The 17,363-nt window shown below is 35.4% G+C and carries 20 protein-coding genes; 16 read left to right on the forward strand and 4 right to left on the reverse strand.

Going from position 1 to position 17,363, the window contains the following annotated elements; genetic code table 11:
* Positions 1-2: 2 nt before the first annotated feature.
* The 6 genes from ffh (at position 3) to AAA926_RS00815 (ending at position 4,413) form a co-directional block, all read left to right on the forward strand.
* Positions 3-1,430 (forward strand): signal recognition particle protein, encoded by a 1,428-nt coding sequence (gene ffh, locus AAA926_RS00790; protein ID WP_338211675.1) that lies wholly within the window; start codon positions 3-5, stop codon positions 1,428-1,430.
* A gap of 85 nt (positions 1,431-1,515) precedes the next feature.
* Positions 1,516-1,788: a 30S ribosomal protein S16 gene (gene rpsP / locus AAA926_RS00795; RefSeq protein ID WP_038523039.1), complete on the forward strand. Its 273-nt coding sequence runs from the start codon at positions 1,516-1,518 to the stop codon at positions 1,786-1,788.
* A 64-nt stretch (positions 1,789-1,852) separates the two neighbouring features.
* Entirely contained in the window at positions 1,853-2,368 is a 516-nt protein-coding gene (gene rimM / locus AAA926_RS00800) for a ribosome maturation factor RimM (protein WP_198179014.1), read from the forward strand.
* The gene (gene trmD, locus AAA926_RS00805) at positions 2,358-3,083 is read left to right on the forward strand and encodes a tRNA (guanosine(37)-N1)-methyltransferase TrmD (protein WP_338211677.1); all 726 of its coding nucleotides are present in this window, start codon (positions 2,358-2,360) and stop codon (positions 3,081-3,083) included. The genes rimM and trmD overlap by 11 nt, the downstream gene beginning before the upstream one ends.
* A 117-nt stretch (positions 3,084-3,200) precedes the next feature.
* A complete protein-coding gene (rplS, locus tag AAA926_RS00810) occupies positions 3,201-3,548 on the forward strand; it encodes a 50S ribosomal protein L19 (protein WP_034981588.1) in 348 nt (115 codons plus the stop codon).
* 100 nt (positions 3,549-3,648) lie between these two features.
* Complete coding sequence (locus AAA926_RS00815) at positions 3,649-4,413, forward strand: nucleoside phosphorylase (RefSeq protein ID WP_338211679.1); 765 nt, start codon at positions 3,649-3,651, stop codon at positions 4,411-4,413.
* A gap of 225 nt (positions 4,414-4,638) precedes the next feature.
* Here AAA926_RS00815 and AAA926_RS00820 read toward each other — a convergent pair whose 3' ends face one another.
* Positions 4,639-4,938: a hypothetical protein gene (locus tag AAA926_RS00820; RefSeq protein WP_338211681.1), complete on the reverse strand. Its 300-nt coding sequence runs from the start codon at positions 4,936-4,938 to the stop codon at positions 4,639-4,641.
* A 60-nt stretch (positions 4,939-4,998) separates the two neighbouring features.
* Here AAA926_RS00820 and AAA926_RS00825 point away from each other — a divergent pair, with 60 nt between their 5' ends.
* Positions 4,999-5,373 carry a MerR family transcriptional regulator gene (locus AAA926_RS00825; protein WP_338211682.1) on the forward strand — a complete coding sequence of 125 codons (375 nt, stop codon included), beginning with the start codon at positions 4,999-5,001 and terminating at the stop codon, positions 5,371-5,373.
* Positions 5,374-5,387: 14 nt separating this feature from the next.
* Here AAA926_RS00825 and lexA read toward each other — a convergent pair whose 3' ends face one another.
* On the reverse strand, positions 5,388-6,011 hold the full coding sequence (lexA, locus tag AAA926_RS00830) for a transcriptional repressor LexA (RefSeq protein ID WP_338211683.1): 624 nt from the start codon (positions 6,009-6,011) through the stop codon (positions 5,388-5,390).
* Positions 6,012-6,154: 143 nt separating this feature from the next.
* On the opposite strand from lexA, the gene AAA926_RS00835 reads away from it, so the two are divergent.
* The 5 genes from AAA926_RS00835 to AAA926_RS00855 all read left to right on the forward strand — a co-directional run bounded on the left by AAA926_RS00835 (position 6,155) and on the right by AAA926_RS00855 (position 11,832).
* Positions 6,155-6,403 (forward strand): DUF896 domain-containing protein, encoded by a 249-nt coding sequence (locus tag AAA926_RS00835; protein WP_265892509.1) that lies wholly within the window; start codon positions 6,155-6,157, stop codon positions 6,401-6,403.
* A 69-nt stretch (positions 6,404-6,472) separates the two neighbouring features.
* Positions 6,473-6,688 carry a YneF family protein gene (locus AAA926_RS00840; protein WP_046332244.1) on the forward strand — a complete coding sequence of 72 codons (216 nt, stop codon included), beginning with the start codon at positions 6,473-6,475 and terminating at the stop codon, positions 6,686-6,688.
* Between the two features lie 72 nt (positions 6,689-6,760).
* Entirely contained in the window at positions 6,761-8,524 is a 1,764-nt protein-coding gene (locus AAA926_RS00845; protein ID WP_265892510.1) for an ABC transporter ATP-binding protein, read from the forward strand.
* Positions 8,517-10,307, forward strand: coding sequence for an ABC transporter ATP-binding protein (locus AAA926_RS00850; RefSeq protein WP_338211684.1), 1,791 nt, complete (start codon positions 8,517-8,519; stop codon positions 10,305-10,307). Before AAA926_RS00845 ends, AAA926_RS00850 begins: the two co-directional genes overlap by 8 nt.
* Positions 10,308-10,431: 124 nt before the next feature.
* Positions 10,432-11,832, forward strand: coding sequence for an FAD-binding oxidoreductase (locus AAA926_RS00855; protein WP_198179029.1), 1,401 nt, complete (start codon positions 10,432-10,434; stop codon positions 11,830-11,832).
* 98 nt (positions 11,833-11,930) lie between these two features.
* Here the strand turns inward: AAA926_RS00855 and AAA926_RS00860 are convergent, their stop codons facing one another.
* Both AAA926_RS00860 and AAA926_RS00865 read right to left on the reverse strand, forming a co-directional pair.
* Complete coding sequence (locus tag AAA926_RS00860; protein ID WP_338211685.1) at positions 11,931-13,106, reverse strand: class I SAM-dependent methyltransferase; 1,176 nt, start codon at positions 13,104-13,106, stop codon at positions 11,931-11,933.
* A 78-nt stretch (positions 13,107-13,184) separates the two neighbouring features.
* Positions 13,185-13,799 (reverse strand): lysophospholipid acyltransferase family protein, encoded by a 615-nt coding sequence (locus AAA926_RS00865; RefSeq protein ID WP_198179031.1) that lies wholly within the window; start codon positions 13,797-13,799, stop codon positions 13,185-13,187.
* Between the two features lie 58 nt (positions 13,800-13,857).
* Between AAA926_RS00865 and AAA926_RS00870 the strand changes: the two genes are divergently transcribed.
* From AAA926_RS00870 to AAA926_RS00885, 4 genes are all read left to right on the forward strand, one after another.
* The gene (locus tag AAA926_RS00870) at positions 13,858-14,889 is read left to right on the forward strand and encodes a GIY-YIG nuclease family protein (RefSeq protein WP_198179032.1); all 1,032 of its coding nucleotides are present in this window, start codon (positions 13,858-13,860) and stop codon (positions 14,887-14,889) included.
* Between the two features lie 156 nt (positions 14,890-15,045).
* Positions 15,046-15,849 carry a 30S ribosomal protein S2 gene (gene rpsB, locus AAA926_RS00875; RefSeq protein ID WP_034981617.1) on the forward strand — a complete coding sequence of 268 codons (804 nt, stop codon included), beginning with the start codon at positions 15,046-15,048 and terminating at the stop codon, positions 15,847-15,849.
* 39 nt (positions 15,850-15,888) lie between these two features.
* Positions 15,889-16,764, forward strand: coding sequence for a translation elongation factor Ts (tsf, locus tag AAA926_RS00880; RefSeq protein WP_034981620.1), 876 nt, complete (start codon positions 15,889-15,891; stop codon positions 16,762-16,764).
* A gap of 222 nt (positions 16,765-16,986) precedes the next feature.
* A complete protein-coding gene (locus AAA926_RS00885) occupies positions 16,987-17,169 on the forward strand; it encodes a hypothetical protein (RefSeq protein WP_198179034.1) in 183 nt (60 codons plus the stop codon).
* Positions 17,170-17,363: the final 194 nt, after the last annotated feature.

The following is a 17,363-nucleotide window of genomic DNA, read 5'->3' on the forward strand; positions in this document are numbered from 1 at the left end:
CCATGGCATTTGAAAATTTAAGCGAAAGAATTCAAAAGGCCTTAAAGAATTTAACAGGAAAAGGGAAAATATCAGAAGATGACATCAATAGTGCTAGTCGGGAAATTAGACTGGCATTACTAGAAGCTGATGTTAACTTTAAAGTTGTTAAAGATTTTATCAAAAAAATAAAGCAAGAAGCTCTCGGAAAAGAAGTTCAGGAAAGTCTTAATCCGGGCCAGCAAGTCATCAAGATCGTTAATGATGAATTAACCAAGATGATGGGTGAAAGTGCGGTTTCTCTAAATAAATCTAAGCATATTCCTACCATTATTATGATGGTCGGTTTACAAGGTACAGGTAAAACTACCACAGTCGGTAAATTAGCCAACAGGTTAATACAAAAAGAAAAAGCTAGACCGCTGTTAATTGCTGGCGATATTTATCGTCCAGCTGCTGTTGACCAGTTGCAGCAAATTGGTGATCAGCTAAAAGTTCCTGTTTATAGTGAAAAAGATCAAAAAGATGTAGCGCAAATAGTAAAAGACGGTTTGAGTCAAGCCGATAAAAATAAAAATGATTATGTCATTATTGATACAGCTGGACGTTTGGAAATTGATGAACCATTAATGGAAGAACTTGAGCGCGTCAAAGAAGTCGCCCAACCAGACAATATTTTGCTGGTAGTAGATGCCATGACCGGTCAAGCTGCAACAGATGTAGCTAAAGGTTTCGATGAGCGCTTGGACATCACCGGAGTTATATTAACTAAACTTGATGGTGATACTCGTGGTGGTGCCGCTTTATCTATTAGAGCAGTAACCGGCAAGCCAATTATTTATACCGGTCAAGGTGAAAAATTAACCGACCTGGAACAATTCTATCCTGATCGGATGGCCTCTAGAATTCTGGGCATGGGTGACATGCTGACTTTAATTGAAAAAGCCCAACAGGATTATGATGCTAAAAAGGCTGAAGAAGTTGCTGAAAAAATGAAAGAAAATACTTTCGATTTCAACGACTTTGTTGATCAGATTGAACAAGTTGAAAAAATGGGCCCACTTGACCAGCTGATGAAGATGATTCCGGGAATGGCAAATAATCCCCAGCTTAAGAATGTCAACTTTGATAAAAAACAAATTGTTTATGTGAAAGCAATTATTTCATCGATGACAGAAGAAGAACGAGAAAATCCAGAATTGCTTAATCCAAGCCGCAGAAGAAGAATTGCAGCAGGTTCTGGTCGACCAGTAGTTGAAGTTAACAGAATGATTAAGCAATTTAAACAGGCCCGCGATATGATGAGCAAAATTACCAAGGGTAATTTTAAGGGAATGGATAATTTGCCAGGAATGAATTCTCCAATGGGCCGGATGGCTATGAGACACATGGGTAAGAAATTCAAGAAAAACAAGAAAAAGCGCATGAAGGTCAAGAGATACCATTCATAAAAATCACCTGTTAAGTAAAAACACTTTACACCTTTTTAAATAAGTGCTATATTATTTAACGTAACTTTTAGGAGGAAATAAATTTATGTCAGTAAAAATTCGTATGCGCCGTATGGGTGCCAAAAGAAAACCTTTTTATAGAATAGTTGTCGCTGATTCCAGAATGCCACGTGATGGTCGTTTTATTGAAGAAGTTGGGTATTATAATCCAGTTTCTGTTCCTAAGGAATTGAAATTAGACGAAGACAAGATTTTTGAATGGTTGAAGAAAGGTGCACAACCTTCAGATACTGTACGTTCACTTCTTTCAGGTGCAGGTTTAATGAAGAAACTGCATGATTCAAAATTCAATAAATAGTGAATCGTTTGTTAAAAGTTTGAAGTTGACTGCTTCAAACTTTTTTCTTTGACTAGGAGAAACTATGCAATTTTATGATGTTGCGCGCATTTTATCTACACATGGTCTTAAGGGAGAAGTAAAGGTTGCTTTGATTACAGATTTTCCGGAGGAACGATTTGCTGCAAAAAAAGAATTAGCTTTAAAAGATAATCAACAAAAAAAGTTGACGGTTAAAAGCAGCAGGCCTTTTAAACAATTTTGGCTAGTTCAATTTAATGAGATCTCTGATATTGATAGTGCTAAGAAATTGGTCGGCGAAACTTTAGTTGTTAGTGAGCAAAATCAACATGAACTTCCAGATGGTGCATATTATTATCGGGATATTTTAGGCTGTGAAGTGATAGATAATCATTCTGGGGTTAAGCTGGGTCAAATAACTGGTATTGAGACTCCCGGTGCAAACGACGTTTGGGAAGTTACCGAACAAAATGGTAATGAATATTTAATTCCCTATATTGACAAAGTAGTTAAGAAAATAGATGTTGCACATAAAAAGATTTATGTAGAACTTTTGGAAGGGTTACGTAATGAAGATTAACGTATTAACGCTTTTTCCTGATATGTTTACACCATTGACGACCTCAATGCTTGGAAGAGGTCTTGAAGATGATAAATGGCAACTCAATCTAGTAAATTTTCGCGATTTTACCACTGATGTTCATCATCACGTTGATGATAGTCCATATGGTGGCGGCGCTGGCATGGTTTTGCAAGTCATGCCGATTAAAAAAGCCCTTGATTCACTTAAAAATAAGGGCAAAGTAATCATTACTGCGCCACAGGGTAAAACTTTTAATCAAAAAATGGCCCAAAGTTGGTCTCAAGAAGAAAATCTTACCTTTATTTGTGGACATTATGAAGGTTTTGATCAACGCATCTATGATTTAGCTGATGAAACTGTTTCAATAGGTGATTATGTCTTAACGGGTGGTGAACTGCCAACTATGAGTATGATAGACGCTACAGTCAGGTTAATTCCAGGAATTTTGGGCAATGATGCTTCACCAGTAGAAGAAAGCTTTGCTCACGGCTTGCTGGAATATCCCCAATATACCAGGCCGGAAAATTTTCAAGGAAAAAAAGTACCGGAAGTATTAACATCTGGTAATCACCAAAAAATTGCTGAGTGGCGTCACAAGGAAGCTTTGCGTGCAACTTATTTACACAGACCTGATTTACTTGAAAATTATATTTTAAGTGAAGAAGAAGAAAAAATGATGACGGAAATAAAACGAGAAGAAGATCAAACTTGATTTTACCTGTTATTTTTGCTAGTATGATTGAGGTGTAAATTTATATTACACTAATAGTTAGGGGTATTCCGCTTACGTAGAGAACGCTAATGAATGCCGCAGAAGGAGAAAATAAAAATGGATCCATTAATTCAAGAATTAACTAAAGAACAATTACGTGACGATATTCCTGACTTTCGTGCAGGGGACACAGTTCGTGTTCATGTTCGTGTTGTTGAAGGCTCACATGAACGTATTCAGATGTTTGAAGGCGTTGTTATTAAGCGTAAGGGCACTGGGATTGGTGCCAGCTACACAGTGCGTAAAATGGCATCTGGTGTTGGTGTAGAACGTACTTTTCCTGTAAACGATCCACGTGTTGCCAAGGTTGAAGTATTGCGTCACGGTCGTGTACGTCGTGCTAAACTTTACTACTTACGTGATCGTCACGGCAAATCTGCTAGAATTGCAGAAAAGCGTCGTTAATTCACGCTTAAGTAAAAGAGAATCATTCCGTAAAGGGATGATTCTCTTTTTTGTTTATGTTAAAATCTTCAGCAATATATTTTTATTGAGGAGAAAAATTATGAATGAACCGTTTTTGTTAAATTTTGATTCTGAATCGAGGGCTGTTTTAGAACCAGATCATGAAAAAGAAATTAATAACTTTCATTTTCAGCCCAAGCTGCTGTTTGCATTTTTAACTCCCGACGTGATCAGTAGTTTCTTGGCCCGTTATCCTCATAAAAAGCTCGGGTTCTTTGACTGTTTTGAAGGAGAAACCCCAATTTATCAGGTTGACTTAGACGGACAAAAAATTACTTTTTGTCAGGCAAAGATAGGTGCTGCAGCTGCTGTAGAGCTATTAGATTGGTTAATAAGTTACGGTGTTAAACAGATTTTAGCAATAGGATCAGCCGGCTGCTTAGTTGAATTACCAGAAAACTATTTTCTAGTGCCTACAAGAGCTATTAGAGATGAGGGCACATCCTTTCATTATATGAAACCAGGAACATACATTGACTTGAAGTCCGAGTTTCTAACGAAGACAAAAAAATTACTGAGTCAAGAGGGCTTTAAGGTTGAAGAAGTAACTACCTGGACAACTGATGGTTTCTTTAGGGAAACTGTCAAGAAAGTAAAGCAAGCTAAAGAATTGGGGGCCTCTTGTGTAGAGATGGAATGTGCAGCAATGGCTGCGTGTGCACAATTCAGAGAGGCAGATTTTGCACAAATATTATTTACAGCCGATTCACTTAAAGATTTAGAAAATCATGATGACAGAGGCTGGGGTAGGGATGCTCATGAAGCAGCAATTAATTTAGCTGCCAATATCATTAGTAAAATTTAACCAAGTTTGTGAAAAATTACTGCTGTGGAACCAAAGTGAAACAGCGTTATTATTCACAATCAAATAACAAAAAAGCTTTAGAAACAGCATTTTTAAGCATAATTCCAATATAAAGATTGTGAATTGATTTAAAGCATTAGTTGTGGAAAGTCAATTTCTTGCGATTATAACAGTATTTTGAGACGTTACGCTTGACTGCTAACAGGAATTTTGCTAGATAAATATCTAAAAATACTTAAAGTTCAAGCAAATCAAAATAATAGTCAAAATTAGTCTGATAAACCAGTGAGACCAAGTGATTTGGTGCTGGAGAGAAAAACCATTTGCTAGAGCAGTAAGTAAAAGTGCTACTAGAAATATAGTAGTTAAAAGTGGTATCTTTAGAATACATCCAGCAATAATACCTAATGCAAGCAAAACGTTAATCATGATCAGCCAAATTGGTAGACTAGTAATTAATAAAAGGCTGGCGCTAATCATCGTAACACCATATATAATAGTTAAAAAGATTGTTAGATATGACATTTTAATACCTCCTGCTATAATTTAATCATCGGGGGTCAACCCTACGTCAAGGAGATAATTATGTATTTGAAAGAATTTATGCAAAAGGAAAATACTACACGTGATACAGTTAGACATTATATCTACTTAAACTTAATAACTCCTGCTCGTAAGGGAAGAAACTATTGGTTTACTGAAAACGAATGTGATATTTTTGAAGCAGTTAAAGAGTTTCAAGACTTGGGTTTTTCACTGCAAGAAATTAAGGAAATAAAAAAACTACACGATGAATCGTGTAGCACTGAAAAACAGCGTAAGCAAAACTTAAAGTTAATTAAGGATAAAATCGCTGTTATAAATGCAAAAATAAACAAATTAAAAATGCAGAAAAAAGTATTGGCAGAAGTAAAAGAAACTTTGCAGAGAAAAAGCACTATTGAATCAAGAGAAAAATAGTGCAAATTTTCAAATTAAACTATGGAACTCCGATAAAGACCAACAACTTTGCCTAGGATATGTACACTGGACAAGATGATCGGATTCATCGTATCATTTTCAGGCTGCAAACGATAGTGACCTTTTTCCTTATAAAAGCGCTTGACAGTAGCTTCATTTTCATCAGTCATGGCTACTACTATCTCACCGTTAATTGCTGAAGATTGTTTGCGGACAATTACATTATCTCCGTTGAGGATACCGGCGTTAATCATACTTTCACCATGAACTCTTAGCATAAAGAGGTCTCCGGCATCATTTGCTAAATCAGGAGGTAAGGGAAAGTAATCTTCGATGTCTTCAACAGCCAAAATTGGTTGGCCGGCTGTGACATCGCCGACTACAGGAATTTTTTTCGGCTGAACGCCTATCGCTTTTTTTCCTTCATCGGTTATTTCCAATGCTCTTGGTTTTGTAGCATCCTTTATTAATAATCCCTTATTTTCAAGCCTTGACAAATGGCCATGTACAGTAGAAGTGGAAGATAAATCTACAGCATGGCAAATTTCACGAACAGTGGGAGGAAAACCTCTGTCTTCAACCGTTTCATATATATAGCGTAAAATTTGTAATTGCTTAGTGTTTTGTTTTGTAGTCATAGTTATCTCCAGTATTTTAAACGTTCTCTTATATATTTAATTTTAGCAAAATAAATCGTATACTACAAACAAACGTTCTGAAAATTTAAAACTTTTTTTCCTGCTGATAATAATGTAGACTTTTTTAATGAGAGGTGCTTAAAATGAATGAAGATCTTGAGAAAAAAATGATAAATCGAATAAATGAACTTTATCATAAAAAGGAATCTGTTGGACTAACAGAAGCTGAGGAAAAGGAACGAAAAAAGTTACATCGGGAATTTATTAAAAACTTTAGAGCAGGCTTTAAACAAGACGTTGAAAATTTGGTCATAATTGATAAAAATGGCAATGAAATTACATCTGAGAAAGCCAAGAAAGCTCAGAGAAAAAAAGGTTTAAGAAAAGATTAACTTTGATCTTTAATTTTATTGAATTTTTAGGTAAGATATACCTATTGGACAAATTGAGGTGATTACTTTATGAACTTAGGATTAGCGATTTTTCTAATAGTTATAGCACTATTGTTAGGCCTAGTGGGTGGTTTTTACGGTGCCAGAGCGTATATGAAAAAATATTTTAAGGATAATCCGCCAATCAGTGAAGATATGATTGTTGCCATGATGTCTCAAATGGGCCAAAAACCTTCAGCCAAGAAGGTAAACCAAGTGATGAACATGATGAAGCACCAAAAGTAAAAACTTACTAGATTGAAATAGTGTGGCGGAGAACGATATCTCCGCTTTTTTACTGAATTTTTTAGGTGAATAATGGGTATATTTTTTAAATTAGGCTGGTTTTTTAAAAAAGAGAAAAAGCGTTACCTCATAGGTATTACATTTTTAGCATTAACTTCAGTTGTGAACTTGGTGCCACCAAGGATTTTAGGCCTAATGGCTGATCAATTAGATAAAGGACATATTAGTTGGCAGGAATACGGTCTACTGATTTTGGCTATCGTTTTAGCGGCCTTATTACTCTATGGCTTTCGCTATTTTTGGCGTAGTCAGATTTGGGGTGGAGCAGCTGAACTGGAACTGCAATTAAGATCAAAATTATTTCGTCATTTCATGGCTATGGATCGCACTTTTTATCAACGTCACAGAACTGGTGATTTGATGGCTCACGCCACAAATGATGTTTCGGCGGTTCAGGAAGTTGCGGGTGAAGGTGTCTTAACATTAGTAGATTCACTCATAATGAGCGTATCCACTATGGTGGCCATGATTGCTTTTGTTGATTGGCGTTTAACACTTGTAGCTCTTCTGCCTTTGCCATTTTTGGCTTGGGGAGCATGGAAATTAGGAGACAGGCTACATGATGCTTTTGATAAATCTCAAGCAGCTTTTTCCAAATTAAACAATAAAACTCAAGAATCTGTTTCAGGTATCAAAGTTTTAAAAACTTTTGGACAGGGTAAAGAAGATACAGCCGCTTTCAACCAAATGATAGACAATACTATAAAAATCAATAAAAAAGTTTTTAAATGGGATTCTATGTTTGATCCATTAGGTACATTTCTTATTGGTTTGACATATACCATAACTATCATTTATGGCGGAATGTTAGTTTTTAACAAGGCTCTCACTATTGGCCAGTTAGTTTCATTTATAGCATATATCGGCAATATGGTCTGGCCAATGTTTGCGATTGGGTATCTTTTTAATATACTAGAGCGAGGAAGTGCTAGTTACGACCGTATTGAAAAGCTGCTGGAAGAAAAATCTGAAATCACTGACAAAAATGCTGATCAAAAATTATCTGCCAAAGATATTGCTGGGGATCTTATTTATCATGTTAAATATTTTGCATACCCAGATGAACCTAAAGTTCAAGTATTAAATAATATCGACTTTACGTTAAAGACAGGGCAAACTCTGGGTCTTGTTGGTAAAGTAGGGGCTGGTAAAACTACTATCATACAGCTTTTACTAAGGGAATTTGACAAATATGATGGTCATATTACCTTAAATGGACATGATATCAGGGAGATCCCGCTTAATGTTTTATTGCGCCAAATATCATATGTGCCCCAAGATAATTACTTATTTTCAACCAGTATTCAAAAAAATATTGCTTTTTCAAAAGCAGACAGTAATGAAAGTGCTATTGTTGCTGCAGCAAAGAAAAGTGATCTGCACAATGATATATTACAAATGCCTGGTGGCTACAATACTTTGGTTGGTGAAAACGGTGTTTCACTTTCCGGAGGACAAAAGCAACGTATGTCCATTGCCCGCGCCTTGCTGAAGCAAAGTCAAATTTTAGTTTTAGATGATGCACTGTCAGCTGTTGATGCCAGAACTGAAATGGCTATTTTACATTCTTTGAAAAAAGAACGAAAAGGCAAGACAACTTTAATTGCTACGCATAGACTTACATCAGTAATGAATGCTGATTTGATTTTAGTACTGAAAAATGGTCGGATTGTTGAACGAGGAACTCATGACCAGTTGCTAAAATTAAATGGTTGGTATGCAGATATGTGGCAAAGACAAGAGTTAGAAGATAAGGTAGGTAACTCCAATGGATGATGAAAACTCATTTCAATCAGTCTGGTCGCAAGAGATTCCAGTAAAAGAACAGCTTAGCATTTTTAAACGTTTATTGCGGTTTGTAATGCATTTTAAAAATGAAATGATTATTGCTGGTATAGGTGCCTTTTTAGTAAGTGTAATCAACGTTTTACTGCCATATGGTTTACAGTATTTTTTGGATAACTTTTTGAGTAAAACTGATGTTACAACACAAATAATTTTATTTGCGGGTTTTCTTTACGCATTTGGTTCTGTTGTCAAAGGGATTTTACAATTTACCTATGAATACTTTTTTGCTTTAGGATCAGAAAAATCGCTAGAAGGCTTGCGATTAGAACTTTATAAAAAATTGCATACATTAGGGATGCGCTACTTTGACCAAACTCCAGCCGGGTCAATAGTTTCAAGAGTAACAAACGATACTATGACCTTGAGTAATTTTCTAACTGTATTATCAAGTGTGGTAATTTCATTTTTCTCAATCATTTCAGCAATGGTAGCAATGTTCTCTACAAATATAATGGCTGGACTGATAGTACTTGCTTTTTTGCCCGTACTTTTAGTAATCATATGGCAATATTCTAAAAGGAGTTCTAAACTTTATCGTAGTTATCGTGAGCGATTGAGTCGCATCAATACTAACTTAAATGAATCAATTGAAGGTGTTTCTTTAATTCAACAATTTAAGCAAGAAGAGCGCATGACTAATCATTTTGAAAATGAAAATAATGCTTTAATGAAAACAAGATTTGATATGATTAATCTTAATTCATTTTTGCTGTCACCTTTAACTAGTCTATTATATTCACTTGCATTAGCTTTAACTTTAATGTATTTTGGTTTTCCGTTAAGGGAAACATTCGTGCCAGCGGGTGTAGTTTACGCATTTTCACAATATATTTCCCAGTTTTTTAATCCAATTGCCAATATGATGGATCAGATGACTTTCTTCCAAGATGGTATTGTAGCAGGTAAAAGAATTTTTCGGATATTAGATAATACTGATTACGAGCCACAACAAAAAGCTGAGGCAGGTTTAACAATTAATCAAGGAAAGATTGAGTTTAAGCACGTAAGTTTTTCATATGATGGTAAAAACGAAATTTTACATGATATTTCCTTCACAGTTAATCCCGGAGAAACTTTAGGCATAGTTGGCCATACAGGTTCGGGTAAAAGTTCAATTATTAACGTAATGATGCGTTTTTATGAATTTTATAAAGGTGAAGTACTAATTGATGGTGTTGACATTAAAAAGTATCCAAAAGCAGAATTACGCAAAAAACTGGGATTGGTATTGCAAGAACCCTTCATGTTCTACGGAGATATTAATTCCAATATTCGACTTTATAACAAAAACATAACTGATGAGCAAATAAAAAAAGCTGCAGAAACCGTTCAGGCAGATGGCTTTATTGAGAATCTCCCTGGAAAGTACCATGCTAAAGTAGGTGAAGGCGGCAGCGAGTTTAGTCAGGGCCAAAGGCAATTGATTTCATTTGCAAGGACTTTAGTAACAGATCCAAAGATATTGGTTTTGGATGAAGCAACTGCAAATGTTGATACTGAAACTGAAACGCTCATTCAGCAGGGACTAAAGAGATTGCGCAAAGGCCGCACAACTTTGGCTATAGCGCACAGGCTTTCAACTATTGTTGATGCAGATCAAATTATCGTTTTAAATGATGGCAAAATAGTAGAAAGAGGCAATCACGAAAAACTTCTTTCACAAAAAGGTTATTATTATAATTTATATACCTTACAGAATAGCCAAAAGTGAAAAAAAGCACAAAGCTAAAAACTTTGTGCTTTTTTATATTTGGTATTGACAGCGTTTACATTAAAGAGTAAATTTATCATGTTAGCAGTAGCTAAATTATGATTTTAGTAAGAAGGGAATTATAATGGAATATCATAAAATTAATCAAACTGATCTGGATAATTTAAGTAAGTTCATTTCAGATCCAGAAAGGTTTATTACTAAACCTACTAAACACTGGGATCATGACCAATTTGGCACAGTCAAAGCTATGCCTGATTTGGTAATTCAACCAACAAGCAATGAAGAGGTAATGAATGTTGTAAAATATGCAAGTGATCATTCAATACCTTTGGTTCCCAGAGGAAATTCAACTGGTTTAATGGGAGCTAACCTTGCTGTTGATGGCGGAATTTCACTGGACATGATCAAAATGAACAAGGTTTTGGAATATGATCCAGAAAGTTTGACCATGACTGTTCAAGCTGGATTGAGATTGAAAGACTTGGACGAATATCTGGCTGATAAGCCTTTCATGTATATGCCTGCTCCAGCCATGCACTGGGCAACTATCGGTGGTAATGTTTCCACCAATGCGGGTGGACTTAAAGCTATTAAATATGGCGTTACCAGAGAGCACATTCGTGAGATCAAAGTTGTATTAACTAATGGTAAATTATATAAATTTGGTTCAAAGGCAGTTAAATCATCTTCAGGCTATTCATTAAAGGATTTGATCATTGGTTCAGAAGGAACACTGGGTGTTGTAACAGAAGTTACAATTCGTTTATACCCAAGACCTCACAAATCTATCAATGCCATTATTCCATTTCCAACTTTGAATGACGCCATTAGATCAGTACCAGCTATTCTGAAATCTGGAGTTGTACCAACTACTGTTGAGTTTATGGGACGTAAGGTTGTTAAACTCTGGGAAACTTATGCTAAAGACGAATTTCCGATTAAGCATGGTGACGGCTTTATTATCATTGGAATTGATGCCTTTACAGAAGATGAGTGGAAAGCAGAGCTTAATGAAACTTTAGAAGTTGTTAAACCTTTTAAAGCTGAAAAAGCTATCGTTTTGAGTGCTGATTCTGATGAAGCCAAGAAGATCTGGAAATGTCGTGAAGAGTTATTGCTGGCCATTCAAAACTCTACTCCAAAGATGGATGAAATTGATGTTTGTGTTCCAATCAACCACATTCCTGTTGTTTTAGACCGGATTGAGGAATTAGAAAAAGAATTAAACATTAGGATTCCAAACTTTGGTCATGCTGGAGACGGCAACTTGCATATTTATCTTTGCTCTGACAATATGTCTGATGAAGAGTATGCTAAAACCAGTGATAAAGTTATTTCTGAATTGTATAAAACCGCTAAATCTCTTGATGGTAATATGTCCGGTGAACACGGAATTGGTTATGCAAGAGCAAATTACTATGAAGACTTTTACGGTAAAGATTATACCGACTTACTACGTAAGGTTAAAAAGTTATTTGATCCTAATTATATTGTTAATCCAGGGAAGATTTTTAAACCTTAACTCGAATTCTAAATCATAGTGTGGATGTAAATTTAAATTACTAAAAAAGCTGACAAAGTCAATTTGTCAGCTTTTTTGTATGGATGAAAATATTAATACTACTTATCTAACATATACATTCTTGTCATTGGTAAGTTCTTGCCAGATGGGCCTTTAGTAATTAGATATTGCACGACATCAATGTTGCCAGATTCAAAAGAAGCAGCGCAAGCCTGCAAGTATAAATCCCACATGCGGGTAAAACGTTCACCCATATTTTTTTGGATTTGATCTCGTTTAGCATTAAAATTTTTATCCCAAATTTCAAGCGTTCTTTGATAATGCCTTCTAAGCATTTCTAAGTCTGTCAATTGCATGTTGTTTTCGACGATATGACCGATGTTTTCAGTTAAACCTGGTACATAACCACCTGGGAAAATGTACTTGTTAATCCAAGCATTCTTGGCACCGCCTTGTTGACGAGTTATGCCGTGAATAAGGGCTACGCCATCTTTCTTTAAATATTTGGCTACATCAGCAAAGTATTGGCCTAAATTTTCTTTGCCAACATGTTCAAACATGCCTACAGAGGTAATATAATCCCATTGTTCATTTCCCAGCTCACGGTAGTCTTCCAACTTAACTTCCGCAATATCTTGCAAGTTCTGGTCGTATATTTTCTTTTGCACAAGTTTATACTGCTCTTCACTCAGAGTTACACCAGTTACTTTTAAGCCGTATTCTTTGGCAGCAACCAGCATAAGAGTGCCCCAGCCACATCCAATATCAAGTAATGTCTTTCCTTTTTCAGGATGTAATTTATTTAAAATATGATGGATTTTATTCAATTGTGCTGTTTCAAGGTTGTCATTTTCATTTTCAAAATAGGCACACGAATATGTTAAAGTAGGGTCAAGCCATAATTTATAAAAGTCGTTACCGATATCATAGTGACTTTGAACATCTTTTTCACTTTGTTCTTCAGTGTGTTTTTCTTTGGGTAAAAATTTTCTAAATTTACTGGATCTCATGAAACTTCCGGCGCTTTCATAAGCCCCGCAAATTAGTTTTTGCAAACTGCCTTTAATCTCAATCCTTTTATCCATATATGCTTCGCCAAGAGCCAGTGAAGCATTTCTAGAAATAGCACTTGTCGGAATCTTTTCGTTAAAAATTATCTCTATATTTGGAGTACCGTTTCCATATACCTCGCTTTTGCCATCCCAATATGTTACTTTGACCGGGAATGGAAAAGATTTGCTCAACATAGCTCTATAAAAACTTTTTTCTAACAATTTTAAAATCCTCCATCTAACTTTTTACAGTATTATTTTAACACTTGTTTATAAAGCTTATGTTTAAAGAATGATTTTTTATTTAGGTTGATAATGAAAATCCGGATTTTGTTCGTAATCAATTTTATCCCAGGCTTTTTTCAATTTATTATCTAGCATTGCTTCATTTTCGTGTGTGAGTCTAATTTTACGGTCAACCATAAACGGTTCTCCAAAGCATACCTCCAAAGGTTGGCGTTTTAACAAACCTGTGAAAGTTAGAGGGCCTTGGTAAACTACAGGCACTATAGGCGTATTTGACAGCTTGGCAATAGCAATAGTACCGCTTTTCATTTCAGTTGAATGCCTGGTACCTGAAGGAAAAATAATTAAGGAATAATTTCCCTTTCTTAATCCATTAATGGGGGTTTTTAAAGCTGAAGGTCCCGGATGTTTACGGTCAACTGGAAATGCATGAGCGTGTTTTAAAATGAATCGTAATATTGGATTTTTAAACAATTCTATTTTAGCCATAAACATGAATTCCTTAGGACTGGCAGCTAATGCAAACAAAATTGGTTCCCACCAGGTTCTATGTGGTGCTGCCAAGATATAATTGCCTGCGGGAATTCTTTCTTTATGATTAACGTGTAAATGTCCGTTTAATAACCAGACAATAAAGCGGGCTACCGGACGAATGAAATGATAAAACATAATTTCCTCCAATTGATGTAAAATATTATAACAGAGCTGCGAGAGAGGACAAATTTTTATGGAAAAATTATTGAAAAATGAACGTATTGATTATATGTACAGTGATGATTTAAAAATAATTCAAAATAAATCATCTTTCAGCTTTTCATTAGATACTCTGCTTTTAGCGGCAACTGCAAAGGACGCAATTAAAGATAATTCCAAGGTAGCGGATTTATGTGCGGGTAATTGTGCAGCAACAATGTATATGGCTTATTTTAATCGTGCTAAATATGATGCGGTTGAAATACAAGAAGAAGTAGCTTCACAAGCTGAACGTTCTATTGCGCTAAATAATATGGAAAATCGTATCCAGGTTTTTCAAAAAAACGTTAAAGATGCTCCTGCATTTTTACGAAAAGATTCATATGATGTAATTGTCGTGAATCCACCTTACTTTAAAGTTGCACAAAATCATAAAGTAAATCCTGATCCAGCAAAGGCTATTGCCAGGCATGAAATCTTAATTAATTTAGAAGAAATAATTTCTGTAGCCAGTGCCTTACTTAAAATGAAAGGCAAATTATTTATGGTCCATCGACCAGAGCGCTTAAACGAAATTGCCTATTTTTGTCTTAAGCATGATTTGAGTATTAAGCTTGTACAGCCATATGTTTCTCATCGAGGAGAGGACTGCAATTTAATAATTATTGAGGCAGTTAAACATACTGGTAGCGACGGTCTAGTATTAAGGGATGCCATTGAGGTACATGATAAAAACGGTAATTATCTTCCTGCGATCCAACGTATAATCAGAGAAACAGAATCGGATAAAGAAAAAAGGCAAAAGAGTAGGAGATATTATTTTTATGTACTCTTATGTAAGGATAATAGCTTCTATGGTGGTTTTACTGATGATTTACATAAACGACTGAAAGCACATAACAGCGGCAAGGGTGCCAAATACACGAAATCTCGCAGACCGGTTAAATTACTTTATCATGAAGAGTTTAAAGATAAAAAGCTGGCGCTTAAAAGAGAATACTGGTTTAAGCACCATAACAGGACATGGAAAGAAAAATTTCTAAGGGAGCATAAAGTTGATTTTTAACCTTGCATCTTAAGCAATAATCTAGTATTATTTTAACGTATGCCTTTAGGCATATTGTGTAATAAACATCAAGAGCGATCAGTATTTTGGTGCCACACAATGGTGAAATACTGAAATGACCGCTTGAGAGGATTAAAACCGTAGGAGGAAGTTAATATGTCAGTAGTTTCAATGAAACAATTGCTTGAAGCTGGTGTCCATTTTGGTCACCAAACTAGAAGATGGGATCCAAAAATGGCTCCTTATATCTTTACACAAAGAAATGGTATTTACATCATTGATTTGCAAAAAACTATCAAGATGTTGGATGATGCTTATTCATTTGTTAGAGCCGTTGCTCAAAATGGTGGCGTTATCCTATTTGTTGGTACTAAGAAACAAGCTCAAGATTCAATTGCTGAAGAAGCTACTCGTGCTGGTCAATACTACGTTAACCAACGTTGGTTAGGTGGTACATTGACTAACTGGAAGACTATCCAGAGCCGAGTACAAAGATTAAAAGATTTAAAGAAAATGTCAGAAGATGGCACATTTGATGTGTTGCCAAAGAAGGAAGCTTCTCTTTTGACTAAAGAAAAGGATAAATTGGAAAGATTCTTAGGTGGTATCGAAGATATGCCTAGAATTCCAGATGTTTTATTCGTAGTCGATCCTAAAAAGGAAAAGATTGCTGTTCATGAAGCTAATATTTTAGGAATTCCTGTAGTAGCTATGGTCGACACTAACACTGATCCAGACCCAGTTGACGTAGTTATTCCTGCAAACGACGATGCTATTCGTGCTATTCGTTTGATTTCAGGCGCTATGGCTGATGCTGTTATTGAGGGTAAGCAAGGTCAAGATGATGACAATGCTGAAGCAGAGATGGCTAAGGGTGCAGAAGAAAAACAAGCAGATACTGAAGCTGATGCAGAAAAAACAGTTGAAGCTGAAGAAACTTCTGACTCAGATGAAGACTAGTTTTAATTATTAATAAGTTTTTATTTGGAAGGAAAAATAATGGCAAACATTACTGCTAAACAAGTAAAAGAATTACGTGACCGTACCGGTGCCGGCATGATGGATTCCAAGAAGGCTTTGGTTAAAGCTGATGGTGATATTGAAAAGGCAATTGACATTTTAAGAGAAAATGGTGTTGCTAAAGCTGCTAAGAAGAGTGGCCGCATTGCTGCTGAAGGTTTGGCCGAATATGCTTTTGAAGGAAATAACGCTGTTGTAGTAGAGATTAACTCTGAAACAGACTTTGTTTCATCTAATGATAAATTTATCAAATTAGTTGATGATGTGACCAAGGCAATTTTAGCGGCTAAACCTGCTAACGTTGAAGAAGCATTAAAATCACCAATGGGTGATTCCACGATCGGCGAGGAAATTACCAATCTTACTGCTGTCATTGGTGAAAAAATCACTTTAAGAAGATTTGATCTAATTACTAAGAATGATGATGAAGTCTTTGGTGCGTACAAGCATAATGGTGGTGCAATTGTTGCAGTTGTTACTTTAAAAGGTAACAGTGAAGAAGCTGCTAAGAACATTGCTATGCACGTTGCTGCAATTAATCCAGAATACTTGAACAAAGATTCAGTACCAAAGGCTGATTTTGATCGCCAAAAAGAAGTTTTCACTAAGGAAACTGAAAATGAAGGTAAGCCTGCTAAAATCATTCCTAAGATTGTTGAAGGCAGAGTAAACAAGTACCTTAGCGAAATATGTTTAGTTGATCAACCATACGTTAAAGATGGCGATATGACTGTAGCTGAATACGCTAAGTCAGAAGGTTGCGAAGTTGTTGGTTACAAGCGTTATGAAGTTGGCGAAGGTATCGAAAAGAAGCAAGAAGACTTTGCTGCTGAAGTAAAAGAACAAATGAAATAGATATACATATTTTTATTGATTCAATTAAAAGCTCTTATCTGTACAGATAGGAGCTTTTTGTTTTATTTAAAAAAGTAAATTGTATATTGACAAAATTAAACAAAAAATTAGTTAAATTTTCCTTTATCTTTAGTTTTCTAACTCAATTAATTACTAATTTTGATTTATATTTGTAATTAATATAAATAAAGAAATGCAAGAATTTGTTAATTGGAAGTATCTATGGGTTTCTGGATTATGATTTTGGCTTTGGTATCTGGAACAGTACTAATCTTTCTTAGTTTTGCTAGTCAGTTTTCAAAACTAACCAAGAGAATTTCCTTTGTGGCAGGATGCATTTTGATAGCGAGTGCTATTTTCTTGGCTACACCAAGTGGGGCAGCCTTTGTCATGGATATTACATAGTTTCTTTATATAAAAATAGACCATTTTTATACTAAAACTGCACTGTTAAAATACAGCGCAGTTTTTTAATGTCAAAAATAATAATCGAATGTACTGAATAAAATTTGCAGGGAAAAAAGTTATGTTAAAAGATTTTTCTTCTTATGAGAGCTTGCCGATCCTGATAAATTTACTACAGAAACCTATTTGGACTA

It is taken from the genome of Lactobacillus juensis (assembly GCF_036246285.1).
Classification (GTDB): domain Bacteria; phylum Bacillota; class Bacilli; order Lactobacillales; family Lactobacillaceae; genus Lactobacillus; species Lactobacillus juensis.